This is a genomic window from Streptomyces sp. NBC_01013, from assembly GCF_045162765.1.
In the GTDB taxonomy this organism is placed as follows: domain Bacteria; phylum Actinomycetota; class Actinomycetes; order Streptomycetales; family Streptomycetaceae; genus Streptomyces.
This window is the reverse complement of record NZ_CP108687.1, coordinates 5408872-5423596: the sequence shown is the minus strand read 5'-3', so window position 1 is coordinate 5423596 and position 14725 is coordinate 5408872. Positions and strand designations below refer to the sequence as shown.

Below are 14725 nucleotides of genomic sequence, written 5' to 3'. Positions count from 1 at the left end.
AACCGACCAGGCGTCAGAACTGAACATCCGAGCACGAGTAGAACGCGTTGGCCGTGTCGGCGATGTTCCAGACGCTGAGGATGATGTGCTTGCCGGTCTTCTGGGTGGGGATGGTGCCCTGCTGGGTCAGGGTCGCCGGCGGCTGCTGACCGCCGTACGGCACCGTCATGAAGGGCTGCGACTCCAGAGCCGCCCTGGTGAGCGGCTTGGTGGGGTCCCAGCCGTTCTTGGTGATGTAGTAGCGGAAGTCCGTCGTGGCGTGCCGGGCGGTGAACTGCCAGCGGAAGTTGAAGCCCTGGCCCGCGGTGACACGGGTGGCGGGCCAGTTGCCGCCGCGCGGGTCGTCGAGCTGCGCGAACTCGCCGTGACCGGCGGAACAGATCGCGCCGTCGGCGGGACCGGCCGCCGGGAAGCCCTTGGGGCCCTCGACGCTCTGCGGTTCCCACTGGATGTTGCCGCAGCCCGTCACCGTGCCGTTGGCACAGAGCTTCTGGCGGCTGATGGGGTTGTCGGTGTAGCCGTGGCTGCTGGCACTGCTGGTCGCGAACATCGAGACGCCCGCTACCGCAAGGCCGACCAGGGCCGCGCTTGTCTTCTTACGCATTGCTGCCGCTCCTCGGAGACGTGGGGGTTCCATGAGCACTGCTACGCGCGCGTTGTGCGGTCTAGACCAAGGCCTAGATTATTGACGCGGCATGAACATGTCCAGACCAATGAGACCTGGATTCCGGTGGTCTCCGAGGTGCCGGGCGGATGGCTCAGGCGCTGTCCCCACCGGTGCGGCCGGTGTAGAAGGCGACCGTCAAGTCCTTTACCAGTGCCTTGCGTTCGTAGTCGTCGAGCTCGACGAGACCCCGGGCGGTCAGCCGATTGACGGTGTCGTCCACGGCGTCGACCACAGAAGTCAGCACGCTGTCGCGGTACTTGGCATCGATGGCCGCGATCCGGCGCCGCTGCATGGCCGCCGCCACCTCGGGGGCGTACTCGATCCCGGTCGGCTGCGCGGAGTACACCTCGACTCCGACCGGTTCACAGTCCGCCTTCAGCATCCGGGTCAGTGCGTCGCCGACCGCCTCCGCGTTGCGCAGGGTGTGCGCGTCCTCGTGGAAGGCGTCGGCGGGCAGCTGGGACAGGACCCGTGCCATGGCGGCCTCGACCTGCTCGCGCAGGTACTCCTCGTGGTCCTCGATGCCCAGCGTCGCCCGCACGGTGTCCTTGACCCGCCACACGACGAGGACGACGACCCGCAGCGCGGTGCCGTTGGCGTCCATCGCGGGGAGCGGCTCACTGCGCCAGTGCCGCAGCCGTACGTCGACCCGGCGTCGCAGCAGCAGCGGGCTGACCCACATCAGCCCGGTCCGCCGCACGCTGCCGCGGTACCGGCCGAAGAGCGTGAGCACCCATGTGTACCCGACCCGCCCCCGGCTCAGACCGCCGAACGCGAAGAGCACCAGGGTCACCAGCAGCGCCAGCGCCGCCCAGGTGCCGATGCCCAGTCCGTCGTACGGTCGCGGGCCGACTCCGATCCGCGACAGCACCCGGGCCGGCAACGCGCCGGTCCACCACAGGGCTCCGCCGATCGCGGCGATCCCGCCGAAGCCGGTGAGCAGCGCGACCCAGCCGGGCAGCGAGGGTCCCGGCCGCTCGTGGAGCCGGGGGTCGGCGACCGGGGACGGCCGGGTCGAGGGCCGCACCTGCGGAGTCCTGGGGACGGGCGGCCGCCGCTCACCGGCCGACTGCTCGCCCCCGGGGGCCTTGCGCACGACGCCGGCGGGCAGCGCCGTGGCGTCCGCCCGGGCTTCGGGCTCCTGGCGGAAGAGCAGGTGCACGGGGATGGACGCGGTGCGCTCGTTGGCGATGACCGCCTGGTGCCGGCCGGTGTCCACGCGGGCATCGGTACGGAACTCGCCGGTGTCCTCGCCGGTGAACATCAGGGAGACCGAGGCGGAGGCAGGGGCGGGCCCCGGGCCGCTCACGGATGCGGAGGCCTCGGGGAGGTCGGGGAGGTCGTGGGGGTCGTGGGGGTCGGGAAGCTCGGGGAGGTCGTGGAGGTCGGGGCGCTTGGAGACTTCGGGGAGGTCGGGCACCTCGGGGAGGTCGTGGTCCTCGCGGAGCTCGTGGTCCTCGGGAGTCTCAGGGGCCTCGTGGGTGCCGTATGCCTCGTTGACCTCCTGGACCTCGTGGACCTCATTGACCTCGTTGACCTCCTGGACCTCGTGAACCTCATTGACCTCGTTGACCTCCTGGACCTCGTGAACCTCGTGGACATCGTCGGCGTCCGGGGCCTCACGAACCGACTGGACCGCCTGGGCCGCCTGAACTTCGCGGACCTCTCGGACCTCGTGGACCCCATGACCCTCGTGGCTCTCGCGGACCTCGCGAACCTCGTGGGCGGGTCCCCCCGGCCCGGACGACGGACCGGGCACCGGCCCGGACTCCGGCGCGGGGCCGGGCAGCAGTTCCGAGACGTGTGCCCCGGCGTCGCGCAGCGGCGGCCGCTTGCCGGCACCGGCACCGGCTTCGGCACCGGCGGCCGGCCGGAACACCGGTCGGCGATGCGCGGCCTCCGCCGCCACGGCGCTCTCCGTCGCGTCCACGGCCGAGCCCGTCACCGAAGCCGGCACCGACACCGACGCCGAGGTCGCCCCGAAGCCGGAGCCCCCGTGTTCGCGTTCGGCCTTGCCCGGCACCAGGTCGAGCACGAGGTCGACGACGGAGTCCGGCCCGGAGGCCTCGGCCGCACCGGGCATCACGGCCGGCCCGGGCACCGGCGCGCCCGGCCCCGCCTCCCGGCCGAGCGGCATACCCCGGTCGGCGGGCTCGTCCTGCAGCGCCCAGCCGCCCGCCCCGGCCCGCTCCCCCGCCGCGGCCCAGGCGTCGGTGACCCGGCCCGCTCCGTCCGGCCCCACCCATTCCCGTACCGGGACCGCCCCGTACCTCTCCTCCCCGTACTCCGGGTCCTCCCGGTTCTCCGGGTTCCCGGAGCTGTCCGACACCGTGGATCGCATTCCCGCCTCCGTCATGTGCGTCGTGTCACGCGAAGAGTCGCCGCCAGGTCTCCGGACCCGGATAGCCGTCGGCCTCCGTGCCCCGCCAGCCCTGGGCCTTCTGGAAGGCCTCGACATTGCGCCGGTCCGCCTCGGTCCATCGAGGTCCGGGGCCCGACAGGTAGTGCTTGCCGTATCCCTTCTTCACCAACTGTTTGCCGAGCCTGTCGACATGGCTGCTGGACTGACCCGGCCGGAAATAGCCCCGTCCGGGGAAGCCCGCAACCGATGTGGAGCCGCCGGCCGCGGGGATGTCGCGGCCGGTTCCGTTCACCAGCAGGCGCCAGGTGTGGGGGCCGGGCAGGCCGTCGGCCTCCTTGCCCTTCCAGCCCTGGGCCCTCTGGAACGCCCTGGTGGCGGCCCGGTCGGCGCTGCTCCAGCCGGGGCCGGGGCCGACCTTGTAGAAACGTTCGCCGCCCCGCTCCACGAGCATCCTGCCGAGCCGGGTGACGTAGTCGTTCGTCTTGCCGCCGCCGAACCTCGTGGCACCCGGGAACCGTTTCGTCGATGGTGCGGTCCCGCTGGTCAGTCCCTTGTAGCGGTAGGCGAGGTAGCTGCCCGAGTTGGTCCAGTACGCCATGGGCGTCGTCTGCTTGCGGGTGTGCGGCTTGGTCTGTTCGTACGCCGTGTAGTGGGTGTGCGTGTAGTCCGTCCAGCCGCCGAAGATCGTGACGTGCGAACCCTTCGCGGGGTCGGCCAGGTTGTGGAAGAGCAGGATGTCGCCGGGCTGGAGCTCCTCCCGGGCGATGCGCGTGCCGTACGTGGCGAGGCTGCCGGTCCATTCGTTGCCGGCCAGGTTCCAGGCCATCGAGACATAGCCGGAACAGTCCTGGCGATACCCGTCCGACCAGTACTTCTCCATGCTGTACGGGACCTGCCCGGCGACCCATTTCTTCGCCCGGTTGATGATGTCGGCCCGGGTGGTCTCGCGCAGCGTGGGTGGGGACGCCTGGGATGCCGGTGGCCCCGAGGCCCCCGAGCCCTGCAACGGCCCTGGTCCGCCCTGCGGGCTGTCCGGTCCCGGTTCGAGCGGGCCGTCCGCGGGGTCGTCCGCGGCCGCGTCGGTCACCGCGGACGCGTCCGCCGCCTGGCCCGGGTCCGTCACCGGGGCCGGGTCGGCCGCCGCGCCCGCCGCCTCCGCGAGACCGGCGCCGAGCACCACGCCGGCAGCGGTGACCAGCACCATCGCCCGCCGCGCTCCGTGCGCGGCCGGATGTCCTCCGTATCGCGTCGGCAGTCCCGCTGCTGCGGTGCGCCGCTGAGCGGCACATCCCGCACAGGTGCAGTCGATGGCAGGTACGTACTCCTCGAAGGCCGGCACAGTCATGCGATTCCCTCCCGCACTCATCAAGATCTTTGGCACATCTGTACGGGCGCCAGTGTCTTAACTCTCCTTGCATATCGCATTTTGACGGATAGAAGGTAAAAAACGACCATCCGACAGGCCGCGAGGGAGGGGGAATGGTCGGGAGCACGGCCGGAGGTCGGGTAGAGTTCTCCAGGTCAGCAGGCGCCGCTAGCTCAGTTGGTTAGAGCAGCTGACTCTTAATCAGCGGGTCCGGGGTTCGAGTCCCTGGCGGCGCACGCAGAGTCAAGGCCCCTTCACCACGCGTGAGGGGGCCTTGACTGTTTTCGTGCCCCTCACGGCACCGCACAGGCGTCACCCCTGCCGCGCCGCGCAGGTGCCACTCGGTGAACGGTTCGCTCACGCACGACCCCCGCGCACCCGAACAGTCACGCGCCACACGGTCGAGCAACGGCGCGACACCTCCCCGCGCACCCCCGATACGCCCCGGCACCACCCCTCCGCAAGCACCCCACACATCGCACACGTGGGTGGGTATGCGCCTTTTTTACCATTATTGCGATAACCGGAAGCGAGGAGTCCCGGCTGGTGACCCTGGCCCAGAAGGACGCCGGCCCGGAGTTCAGGGACGGCACCTCCCTGGACGCGCGCCCCTGCTGCCCGACGTGACGCCGATGCGGCCGAGCGTGGTCACCCGCGTCACGGACACCGACCCGCGCCCGGTGGCGCCGGACCTGAAGCGGGGCGGACAGCGCGATCTCGGTGACGGCGCCGAGGAGCCGGGCGCCGAGCAGGGGCGCTGCGCCGGCCGCAGTCGCGCACACCCCATGCCGAACCGGCCGTTGTGGCTGCCGTACATCCACTGCCCCTCGGGTGCGACGGCGGGCACTGCGGCATCGCCGTCCGACGTGACACAGGGGCCGGGGACGGCCGGGCCCTCACCGCTTCACCGGAGAGCTGTTACGACGGGTTCACCACACTCTGTCCGACCCGTCCGCGTGCGGAGGGTGACTGGTTATCGACGTAAAGTCAGAAACGCGCTGCACGAGCGGAGTTCGCGCCCCTACAGTGGGGCGTGCGGCGGACCCGGACGCCGACGACCTCCCGTGTCCGCGCCGGGCCACTCCCGCGGCCCGCGCCCCGCGGTCGAGGACCGGCCCGGCCGGCGCCCGGAGAACCGGGCAGCCGGCCGGGCCGGGTACCGAAGGGATCATCCGCCGAGCGCGTCCGCCCTGGCCGCGCGCTCCCCGGCCTGCGGGCCGGCCTGCTCCCGCACCTTCTCCTGGGCTTCCTCCCGCACCTTCTCCTGCGACTTCTCGCCCGTGAGATAGGCGGAGACGACCACGTTGGCCGTGTACGACTTCGACTCACGGTCGTACGTGCCGCCGCAGGTGATCAGCCGGAGCTCGGCCCGGCCGTCCTTGCGGGGGCCGTACGCCTTCTGGGCGTTGAAGCGTGCGCGGGTGAAGACCTGGACGTCGTCGATGGTGAACTCGGCGACGGTGCCGTCGGTCCGGGTCACCTCGACCTCGGCGCCGGGGCGGGCCGCGCTGAGCCCGTAGAAGACGGCCGGCTTGGTCTCGGTGTCGACGTGGCCGACGAAGAGGGCCGGACCCTTGGCGCCGGGCTCGGTGCCGTCGCCGTACCAGCCGACCGTCTGGGGCGTGTCGAAGGACGGCGGTTCGATCGCCCCGTCCTTGTCCAGGCCCCGGGAGACGACGGGCGCCCGGATCCCGATCGACGGGATCTCGACACTCCGGGGCGCGACGCCCTCGATCGGGTCGTGGGCCGGGGGCAGCGGCACGCCGAGAGGACGCCCGACCGCGGCGACGTCGCCGGTGGTCGGCGCGGAACTTGCGCCGGAGCCGCCGGTGATGCCGCGGCCCCAGAGCCACAGGCCCAGCAGGAGCACGGCCCAGGCCACTCCGGTGAGCAGCCTGCCGTGCCCCGCCGAGTGGTCCGAGGCGGACACGTCAGTCGATGGCCGGGCGGCGGCGTCGCGCGCTGCGGAAGGCGACGGCGACGGCCGCGACGGCAGCCAGGGCGAGGCCGACCACCGCGTGAACGGTACCCGGACCGTCCTGCTGGGCGGCCTGGTCGGCGAGTACGGCGGTGCCTCCGCCACCCGCGCGGACCGGGGCGAGGGGCATGGGCCGGTTGTGGTGGACCACGGTCAGAACGGCCGACGCCTTGGAGCGCTTGTCGTCCTTGCAGACCACCTGGACGTCGTAGTCACCGGGCTCGGCGTCCGAGCGGACGCGGGCCTCGGCGAAGAGCGTCCGGTCGTCACCGGGCGAGAAGCGCGCCTCGGAGACGAACGCATCGGAGCTCCCCTTGGCCTCCTTGCCCTTGCAGCCGGTGACCTCCAGGTCGACCTCACCGCCCGGGGAGACGGAAGCCGGGGAGAGGGTGAGCGTGGCCCGGGACCGGGAGTCCTGGTGATCCGAGTCGGAGTTGGCCAGGGCGACGGGCGCGGGCATCAGGGTCGCCGCGACCACCGCGGCGGCACAGAACGTGAGGGGTATTGAACGCATCGTGAACCTCCTTATGGAAGGTTCACGCGCGCCGCGGCTTTCCGCATCCGCAGGGGGCCGGGGACTGGGCCGGTGGAGTGGGGGACACGGCCCCACCGGCCACCGGCCCGCTCCCGGGCGGGTCAGCCCGCCTCGGCCGGCTCGACCAGGTCGACCAGGTCGGCGATGGAGTCGACGACCGTGGACGGCCGGAACGGGTACTTGTCGATGTCCGCCACCGTGGTGAGGCCGGTCAGCACCAGGAAGGTCTGCATCCCCGCCTCCAGCCCGGCCAGCACGTCGGTGTCCATCCGGTCACCGATCATGGCGCTGGACTCGGAGTGGGCGCCGATCGCGTTGAGCCCGGTGCGCATCATCAGGGGGTTGGGCTTGCCCGCGAAGTACGGGGCCTTGCCGGTCGCCTTGGTGATGAGGGCGGCGACGGAGCCGGTCGCGGGCAACGGGCCCTCGGCGGACGGGCCGGTCTCGTCGGGGTTGGTACAGATGAAGCGCGCCCCGTTGTTGATCAGCCGGATCGCCTTGGTGAGCGCCTCGAACGAGTACGTACGCGTCTCACCGAGGACCACGTAGTCGGGCTCGTGGTCGGTGAGGACGTAGCCGATGTCGTGCAGGGCGGTGGTGAGGCCGGCCTCGCCGATGACGTAGGCCGTGCCGCCGGGCCGCTGGTCGTCCAGGAACTGGGCGGTGGCGAGTGCGGAGGTCCAGATGTTCTCGACGGGGACGTCGAGGCCCATGCGGCTGAGCCGGGCGTGCAGGTCCCGGGCGGTGTAGATCGAGTTGTTGGTGAGGACCAGGAAGGGAAGCCCCGAATCCCGCAGCCGCTTGATGAAGGCATCCGCGCCGGGGATCGGCGTCCCCTCGTGGATGAGGACTCCGTCCATGTCGGTGAGCCAGGACGAGATCGGCTTGCGCTCTGCCATGTGGGACTCCAGTTGCCGTACGCCAGGTGCGGGGACGCCGGCGGCACCGCGTTGTGCAGCGCCGACGTCCCCGATTTTAGGGGGTCGGGCAACGGGCGAGGGAAGGGCAGGGCAGGTGTGACCTGGTGGTCATGGTCGGCCGTGGCGGGTCCGGCGGGCTCTGATGACGATGGCTCCGCCGCCGATGAGGAGACCGGAGACGGTGAGGGCGGACAGCGGGACCGGTACGGGCACGGAGATCCCGGTCCTGGCGAGTTCCGGAACTCCGGCCGGGTCCCGGCCGGGTGCGACCGGGCGCGGGGCCCCGGACACGACCGGGCGCGGGGTGCCCGAGAGGATCGGGCGCGGGGTGCCGGACACGACCGGGCGCGGGGTGCCCGACAGGATCGGGCGCGGGGTGCCGGTGGTCCCGGTGGTGGGGTTCACGTCGGGCCTGCCGGAGAGGCGGCTGTCGCTCTCCTTCTCCTTGCCCACCTCGCCGGTCTCGTCGGGTACGTCCGTCATGCCGTCGTCCGACCCGGTCCCGCCGCCGTCGTCCTCGACCACGGTGAACGGGTAGTCCTCGGACTCACCGACCCACTCCCCGTCGAGGCCCTTGCCGGCGGGGTCGCCGGAAGCGCGCTGTCGCTGGACGATCGCGGCGTTCGCGGTGATCCGGCCGGGGCTGGTGTCGGAGGTGAACGCCAGCCTGACCTGGACCGTGACGGTGCGGCCCGCCGGCACGGTGAAGCCGGGAAAGGCGTCGTCGCCCACGCCGCCGAAGACGCCGATGTGCTCGTCACGGTCGGTCGTCTCCCAGCTGACGCGGTGTTCGACGCCGGGGTGGGCGCGTTCGGAGAACTCCAGCTGGATCTGGTCCGAAGTCAGGGCGCGGTCCTCGTCGGTGAGGACCAGGACGGGGTGGATGGCGCGACAGGGCTCGGCGGTGGTGTTGGTCAGGTCCAGGAACCAGGTGCCGTAGCCCCCACCGGAGGCGTAGGTGTCCGGACCTCCGTGGATACGGGTGTCGATGGGGAAGCCGGTGGCCCCCGTGTCACCGCAGGCGGGCCGCTGGTCGGCGGTGCCGGCACCCGTTGCGGAAGCCGGGGTCAGATGGGTGGTGGGTGTGGCGGCCGTGTTGCGCTGCGGTGCGGCGGACGTGGCCGCCGCACCGCCGAGCACGACGGCGGGCATGACGCTCGCCGCGGCCAGCCCGAGCACGAGGCCGTGCCGGGGGCGGCCGCCCCCAGGGGGCGGCGCCGATGGCGGGCGCGCCAGGGCGGAGGGTTCGGGGGAAGGATCGGCGGGGGGCGGTGTGGGGGGCATGAGGGGGCAGCCTTCGCTCGTCGCGGAATACGGTCGGCTCGCCCCGGGCCCGGAGTTCACCGGTCTCGGCCGCGACCCTGCCAGGCCCACCCGGCCCGGTCGCCACGGACATGCCGCCGGACCGCCCGGACGGCCGCCCAGGACCGCTCGATCAGCCCAGCCCCCGTCCCTCACCCCGCAACCGGCCGTTCCCTGGCCACCGCAAGAGTCACGGGAAGTCGCCCGGTGCGCCCGGCCGGGGTGCCACGACCACCGGTGGTCCGTCGCCCGCAGGCCGGGCGGTCACAGGACCATGTTCCTGGCGAAGGGGGTGCCCGCCTGCCCGCAGACGGAGCGCACTGGCCCGCTCCGGGTGCGTCGACTCGACGCCGCGCCGCCCCCGCCCCGCGCCGTCAGCCGCGCTCGGCGCGCTCGGCGCGCTCGGCGGGCTCGGCGGCGGGACCCGGCCGCCGGCCGGCACTCGCGCCCCCGCCGGGGTCCGTATCCGCACCCCCCACGCGGCCGAACAGCGGGGCGAGGATCAGCTGCGCCGCACCTTCGGCGACCGGCCGGTCCCCTCGGCCGGAGGCGACGACCGGCACGGGCGCCCCGTCCGTCCCGTCGCGCCGGGCCCGTTCACCGAGCACCGCGCGCACTCCTCGGACGTACGCGTCGGGGTCGGCGGCGACCGTGCGTCCGCCCAGGACCACCCGGTCGATGTCGAGCAACCCGACCAGGTTGGCTGCGCCGGTCCCCAGCACCCGCGCGGCTTCGGCGATGTCGCCCCGGTCGACGGCGGCCAGGCAGAGCGCCTCGATGCAGCCGCGCCCACCGCAGCTGCACGGGGCCCCGTCCAGCTGGACGGTCTGATGGCCGAACTCCCCCGCTCCGGTGCGGGCCCCCCGGTGCACCGCCCCGCCGAGCACCAGGCCCGACCCGAGGCCGGTGCCCAGGTGGAGGTAGGCGAAGTCGACGGGGGCCGGGGCCTGGAGGGCGAGCCCGAGGGCCGCGGCGTTGGTGTCCTTGTCGATGACGACGGGGAGCCCGGTCCGCGCGGCAAGCGCGTCCCGGAGCGGGTAGCCGTCCCACTGCGGGAACCCGGTGACGCGGTGCAGCACCCCGCCCCGGTGGTCGAGCGGCCCCGGTACGGCCACGCCCACCCCGAGCACCGGCAGCGCGCCGTCGCCCCGCACCGCGGCGACCGCCCCGGCCGCCGCCCCGAGCACCACGTCCGCCGGGGCGCCCAGGTCCAGCGGGGCCGTACGGCTCGCGGCCACCGTGCCGGCGAGGTCGACGAGCACCACGGTCAGCTCGTCCCTGTCCAGGTGCAGGCCCACCGCGTGACCGGCGTCCGGCACCAGCCGCAGCACGGTACGCGGCTTGCCGCCGGTGGAGGCGCGGTGCCCGGCCTCGGCGGCCAGCCCTTCGTCCCGCAGCCGGGCGGTGATCTTGCTGACGGCCTGCGGGGTGAGTCCGGTCCGCCCGGCGAGCTCGATCCGGCTGATGCCGCGCTCGCCGGCCGCCCGCAGCAGATCCAGCACGAGCGCCGCGTTGTGGCTGCGCAGTGTCGGCAGGTTCGCGCCGCTGTTACTCCTGTTCACGGCCCCATTGTCTCCCGCGCTTGCACTTTGGCAACAGCGTTGCGAAAGTGGAACGCATGACTGCCCACGCGACTCACGAGACCTCCGGATCGTCCGGGACCACCCCCTTGCGCGTCGGACTCGTCGGCTACGGCCTGGCGGGTTCCGTCTTCCACGCCCCGCTGATCGCCGCGACCGAGGGCCTCGTCCTGGACACGGTCGTCACGTCGAACGAGGAGCGCCGGGAGCAGGCGCGCGCCGAGTTCCCCGCCGTTCGGTTCGCCGCCTCGCCGGACGAGCTGTGGGAGCGTTCGGACGAGCTCGACCTGATCGTGATCGCGTCGCCGAACAAGACCCATGTCCCGCTCGCGACGGCCGCGCTGAAGGCCGGTCTGCCGGTGGTCGTGGACAAGCCGGTCGCGGGTACGGCTGCCGAGGCCCGGGAGCTGGCCGCCCTGGCCGAGGAGCGCGGGCTGCTGCTCTCGGTCTTCCAGAACCGCCGCTGGGACAACGACTTCCTCACCCTGCGCGCCCTGATCGCCGATGGCGAGCTGGGTGACGTGCAGCGCTTCGAGTCCCGCTTCGAGCGGTGGCGCCCGCAGCCGAAGGGCGGCTGGCGCGAGTCGGGCGACCCGGCGGAGATCGGCGGGCTGCTCTACGACCTGGGCAGCCATGTCGTCGACCAGGCACTGGTCCTGTTCGGACCGGCGGCCCAGGTGTACGCGGAGTCGGACGTCCGCCGCCCCGGTGCGGCGGCGGACGACGACACCTTCCTGGCCATCACCCACACGAACGGGGTCCGCTCGCATCTGTACGTCAGCGCGACGACGGCCCAGCTCGGCCCGCGCTTCCGGGTTCTCGGCTCGGCCGCCGGATTCGTGAAGTACGGCCTCGACCCCCAGGAGGCCGCCCTGCGCGAGGGCGTGCGCCCGATGGCGGACGGTCCGTGGGGTGTGGAGGACCAGGCGCTGTGGGGCCGGCTCGGTTCGGGCGAGTCCCCGCTCACGGGCGGCGGCACCGCCGTCCGTACGCTGCCCGGCGACTACCCCGCGTACTACGCGGCGGTCGCCGACGCGCTGCGCGGGAAGGGCGAGAATCCGGTGACCGCCCTTCAGGCGGCAGCCGCGCTGGACGTCCTGGAGGCCGCCCGCCGTTCGGCCCGCGAAGGGATCACGGTCACCCTGCCGTCGGCATCCGCATCCGTGTCCGCCACCGCTCACGCCACCGAGGAGCAGTCCGCATGAATCCCACCGCTCCGACCATCTCCGAGCTGATCGCTCAGGAGCGCCGGCTGACGCTGCCGCACTTCGGGTACGACGACGCGTACGCGCTCGGGCGCCTGCTGGTCGCCCTGGCCCGGGAGCGGCACGCGCCGGTCGCGATCGACATCCGGCGCGGCGCCCAGCAGCTGTTCCATGCGGCGCTGCCCGGTTCGAGCGCGGACAACGACGCGTGGATCGACCGCAAGCGCAAGGTCGTCGAGCGGTACGGCGAGAGCTCGTACCTGGTCGGGACGCGGTTCCGGGCCAAGGGGACGACGTTCGACGAGGCTTCACGCCTGGATCCGGACACGTACGCCGCGCACGGCGGTTCGTTCCCGATCGCGGTCGAGGGTGCCGGCGTCATCGGCTCGGTCACGGTGTCGGGGCTGCCGCAGGCGGAGGACCACGCGCTGGTGGTCGAGGCACTGGAGCAGTTCGCCACGCAGATCAGCGACTGAGGTGCGTACGGGGTGGGCGCCGCCGCCGGGCAGCACCCACCCCTCCGATCTTTACGCGTCCTTCAGTTCCTGACGCTGCCGTCCGAGGCCGGCGATCTCCAGCTCCACGACATCCCCGGCCCGCAGATACGGCTTCGGCTCGGGCTGCCCCATCGCCACCCCCGCGGGCGTGCCGGTGTTGATCACGTCGCCCGGGTAGAGCGTCATGAAGTGGCTCAGGTAGCGCACGACCTCGCCGACCGGGAAGATCTGGTCGGCCGTCGTGCCGTCCTGCTTCAGTTCGCCGTTGACCCAGAGCTTCAGCGGCAGGGCCTGCGGGTCGGCGACCTCGTCGGCCGTCACCAGCCAGGGGCCCAGCGGGTTGAACGTCTCGCAGTTCTTCCCCTTGTCCCACGTGCCGCCGCGCTCGATCTGGAACGCGCGCTCCGAGACGTCGTGCGCCACCGCGTAGCCGGCGACGTGCGCGAGTCCTTCCTCCGCGGAGTCCAGGTACCGGGCGGTGCGCCCGATGACGACGGCGAGCTCGACCTCCCAGTCGGTCTTCTCGCTGCCGCGCGGCACGAGCACGGTGTCCTCCGGTCCGACGACCGTGTCCGGCGCCTTGAAGAACAGGATCGGCTCACCCGGGATCTGGGCGCCGGTCTCCGTGGCGTGGTCGTGGTAGTTCAGCCCGATGCACACGATCTTGCCGATCCGGGCGAGCGGCGGACCCACCCGCAGCCCTTCGGCGTCGAGCGCGGGCAGCTCCCCGGGCGCGGCCGCTGCGGCCCGCACCCGGGCGAGCTCGTCCTCGTCGGCGAGCAGCGCGCTGTCGATGTCGGTGACGATCCCCGACAGGTCACGCAGGGTTCCGTCCTCGTCCAGCAGTGCCGGTCGTTCCGCGCCTGCCGTACCCACACGAAGCAGCTTCAACGGTCTTCCCCTCCTTGGGTCTCTTGGTCGAGATGGGCCCGTCGGATGGGTGGCGGCCATCGCAGGCTTGTCCGATCCTCCAAGACATCCGATCACTCCGCAAGACCCTGTTCACACACTGGACCGCAGCGCTCGCGTCGGCGCTTACACCGCCGTGGCCATGGCAGCGCCCGCGGCCGGCATGTCGCGGTAGAGGTAGGCCCGCTCGATCGCGGTCCAGGTGGTGCTCGTGACGACGTACAGCGCTGCGGCCAGCGGCACGAAGGCCACGGTGAAGAGGGTGAAGAAGGACATCAGCGGCATCACCTTCGTCATGGCGCCCATGCCCGGGACCGGCTGTCCGTCGGGGCCGGTGGCCGGGGTGACGGGATTGGCGGCCATCTGGCGCTTGGTCCGCCCGTAGTTGAACGTGGCGACGGCGGCGACGACCGCGAACAGCCCCACATACACGAGGCCCTGCGCCCCGAAGATCCCGCCGTCCGCGATCGCGTCGTGCCAGCGCTCGCCGAGCGGGGCACCGAGGAGCTGGTGGCCGAGGAGTTCGTTGGCGTCGTCGCCGATCTTCGTACTGGAGAAGAGGTGGTAGAGCAGGAAGAAGGCCGGCATCTGCAGGAGGCTCGGCAGGCAGCCGGAGAGCGGGGACACCTTCTCCTCCTTGTGCAGCTCCATGAGCGCCTTCTGCATCCGCTCGGGGTTCTTCTTGTGCTTCTTGCGCAGTTCGGCGATCTGCGGCTGGAGTCGGCGCTGCGCCTTCTGTCCACGTGCCGCGGCCCGGGACAGGGGGTGCACGGCGAGCCGCACCAGCGCGGTGAACAGGATGATCGCGGCGGCGGTGGACGCGTTCTGGAAGAGCGGGTGCAGCGCGTCGGCGAGGGCGCCGACCAGGCTGGCGAATGCGGACATGAAGGCGGACATGGATGAGCCCTCCGGGGGTCTCGTCGTGCCGGGATGTGGATCAGCTTCGGCATGACGATCCGCGCGGGGCGCCCCGCGTCACCGCAGCCGGTGTGCGGATGCGGTGCGGGAAAAAGGGAAGGGGGCGAGCCCTACGCGGCCGTCAGGAGGACGTGGCCGGGGGCTCGGGGACGCCGGCGCCCCTTGGCGTCGGGGTCCCGCTGCGGAAGGAACGCGGTGCGTTTCTCCCGGTCGCGCATCGCGGTACGGACCCGGGTGCGGGGCACCGGGACGGCGCAGCGCGCGCTGATGACCGAGCAGGCGACGAGCGCCGTGCCGGCGGCCGCGGTGGCGGCGAGCGCGACGGCGGCGGAGAGGCTGCCGCCCTCGGCGAGCAGGACCTCGGTGAGGAAGAAGAGCAGGAGCCCGGCGGGCCGCAGGACCCGGGCGAGGGCCCCGCGCATGCGGTTCGCGGCGCGTGCGTCCATGGTTCCTCCCCCTTCCGCTCACCTGCGGCCGCGCGATGGC

General features: G+C 72.6%; 13 protein-coding genes and 1 tRNA gene. 3 read left to right on the top strand and 11 right to left on the bottom strand.

What is annotated here, in order from left to right; all coding sequences use genetic code 11:
* Positions 1-13: 13 nt before the first annotated feature.
* From OG538_RS23600 to OG538_RS23590, 3 genes are all read right to left on the bottom strand, one after another.
* Positions 14-604: a lytic polysaccharide monooxygenase gene (locus OG538_RS23600; RefSeq protein WP_406096670.1), complete on the bottom strand. Its 591-nt coding sequence runs from the start codon at positions 602-604 to the stop codon at positions 14-16.
* Between the two features lie 154 nt (positions 605-758).
* On the bottom strand, positions 759-3008 hold the full coding sequence (locus tag OG538_RS23595) for an SPFH domain-containing protein (protein ID WP_406096668.1): 2250 nt from the start codon (positions 3006-3008) through the stop codon (positions 759-761).
* Between the two features lie 25 nt (positions 3009-3033).
* Positions 3034-4374 carry a peptidoglycan-binding protein gene (locus OG538_RS23590; RefSeq protein ID WP_406096666.1) on the bottom strand — a complete coding sequence of 447 codons (1341 nt, stop codon included), beginning with the start codon at positions 4372-4374 and terminating at the stop codon, positions 3034-3036.
* Positions 4375-4557: 183 nt separating this feature from the next.
* Here OG538_RS23590 and OG538_RS23585 point away from each other — a divergent pair.
* Positions 4558-4631 (top strand) — tRNA-Lys (locus OG538_RS23585).
* Between the two features lie 932 nt (positions 4632-5563).
* On the opposite strand, the gene OG538_RS23580 is transcribed toward OG538_RS23585, so the two are convergent.
* The 5 genes from OG538_RS23580 to OG538_RS23560 form a co-directional block, all read right to left on the bottom strand.
* Positions 5564-6325, bottom strand: a complete 762-nt coding sequence (locus OG538_RS23580) for a class F sortase (protein WP_406096664.1) — start codon at positions 6323-6325, stop codon at positions 5564-5566.
* A 1-nt stretch (position 6326) separates the two neighbouring features.
* Positions 6327-6887 carry a hypothetical protein gene (locus OG538_RS23575; protein ID WP_406096662.1) on the bottom strand — a complete coding sequence of 187 codons (561 nt, stop codon included), beginning with the start codon at positions 6885-6887 and terminating at the stop codon, positions 6327-6329.
* A 122-nt stretch (positions 6888-7009) separates the two neighbouring features.
* Positions 7010-7768, bottom strand: a complete 759-nt coding sequence (locus tag OG538_RS23570) for an HAD-IIA family hydrolase (RefSeq protein ID WP_406100272.1) — start codon at positions 7766-7768, stop codon at positions 7010-7012.
* 168 nt (positions 7769-7936) lie between these two features.
* Positions 7937-9112, bottom strand: a complete 1176-nt coding sequence (locus OG538_RS23565; RefSeq protein ID WP_406096660.1) for a hypothetical protein — start codon at positions 9110-9112, stop codon at positions 7937-7939.
* A gap of 392 nt (positions 9113-9504) precedes the next feature.
* Positions 9505-10692: an ROK family protein gene (locus tag OG538_RS23560; RefSeq protein ID WP_406096658.1), complete on the bottom strand. Its 1188-nt coding sequence runs from the start codon at positions 10690-10692 to the stop codon at positions 9505-9507.
* Between the two features lie 56 nt (positions 10693-10748).
* Here OG538_RS23560 and OG538_RS23555 point away from each other — a divergent pair, with 56 nt between their 5' ends.
* Positions 10749-11915 carry a Gfo/Idh/MocA family oxidoreductase gene (locus OG538_RS23555; protein ID WP_406096656.1) on the top strand — a complete coding sequence of 389 codons (1167 nt, stop codon included), beginning with the start codon at positions 10749-10751 and terminating at the stop codon, positions 11913-11915.
* Complete coding sequence (locus OG538_RS23550; RefSeq protein WP_406096654.1) at positions 11912-12391, top strand: heme-degrading domain-containing protein; 480 nt, start codon at positions 11912-11914, stop codon at positions 12389-12391. The genes OG538_RS23555 and OG538_RS23550 overlap by 4 nt, the downstream gene beginning before the upstream one ends.
* Before the next feature lie 51 nt (positions 12392-12442).
* Here the strand turns inward: OG538_RS23550 and OG538_RS23545 are convergent, their stop codons facing one another.
* From OG538_RS23545 to OG538_RS23535, 3 genes are all read right to left on the bottom strand, one after another.
* On the bottom strand, positions 12443-13303 hold the full coding sequence (locus tag OG538_RS23545; protein WP_406096652.1) for a fumarylacetoacetate hydrolase family protein: 861 nt from the start codon (positions 13301-13303) through the stop codon (positions 12443-12445).
* A 144-nt stretch (positions 13304-13447) separates the two neighbouring features.
* A complete protein-coding gene (locus OG538_RS23540) occupies positions 13448-14218 on the bottom strand; it encodes a YidC/Oxa1 family membrane protein insertase (RefSeq protein ID WP_406096650.1) in 771 nt (256 codons plus the stop codon).
* 131 nt (positions 14219-14349) lie between these two features.
* Entirely contained in the window at positions 14350-14685 is a 336-nt protein-coding gene (locus tag OG538_RS23535) for a DUF6412 domain-containing protein (protein WP_406096648.1), read from the bottom strand.
* Between the last annotated feature and the right edge of the window lie 40 nt (positions 14686-14725).

What these genes read in the sequence shown, in the direction of transcription:
- OG538_RS23575 (WP_406096662.1), bottom strand. Translation starts at nt 6,887, where the DNA reads ATGCGTTCAATACCCCTCACGTTCTGTGCCGCCGCGGTGGTCGCGGCG.
- OG538_RS23600 (WP_406096670.1), bottom strand. Translation starts at nt 604, where the DNA reads ATGCGTAAGAAGACAAGCGCGGCCCTGGTCGGCCTTGCGGTAGCGGGC.
- OG538_RS23595 (WP_406096668.1), bottom strand. Translation starts at nt 3,008, where the DNA reads ATGCGATCCACGGTGTCGGACAGCTCCGGGAACCCGGAGAACCGGGAG.
- OG538_RS23550 (WP_406096654.1), top strand. Translation starts at nt 11,912, where the DNA reads ATGAATCCCACCGCTCCGACCATCTCCGAGCTGATCGCTCAGGAGCGC.
- OG538_RS23570 (WP_406100272.1), bottom strand. Translation starts at nt 7,768, where the DNA reads ATGGACGGAGTCCTCATCCACGAGGGGACGCCGATCCCCGGCGCGGAT.
- OG538_RS23590 (WP_406096666.1), bottom strand. Translation starts at nt 4,374, where the DNA reads ATGACTGTGCCGGCCTTCGAGGAGTACGTACCTGCCATCGACTGCACC.
- OG538_RS23540 (WP_406096650.1), bottom strand. Translation starts at nt 14,218, where the DNA reads ATGTCCGCCTTCATGTCCGCATTCGCCAGCCTGGTCGGCGCCCTCGCC.
- OG538_RS23565 (WP_406096660.1), bottom strand. Translation starts at nt 9,112, where the DNA reads ATGCCCCCCACACCGCCCCCCGCCGATCCTTCCCCCGAACCCTCCGCC.
- OG538_RS23535 (WP_406096648.1), bottom strand. Translation starts at nt 14,685, where the DNA reads ATGGACGCACGCGCCGCGAACCGCATGCGCGGGGCCCTCGCCCGGGTC.
- OG538_RS23555 (WP_406096656.1), top strand. Translation starts at nt 10,749, where the DNA reads ATGACTGCCCACGCGACTCACGAGACCTCCGGATCGTCCGGGACCACC.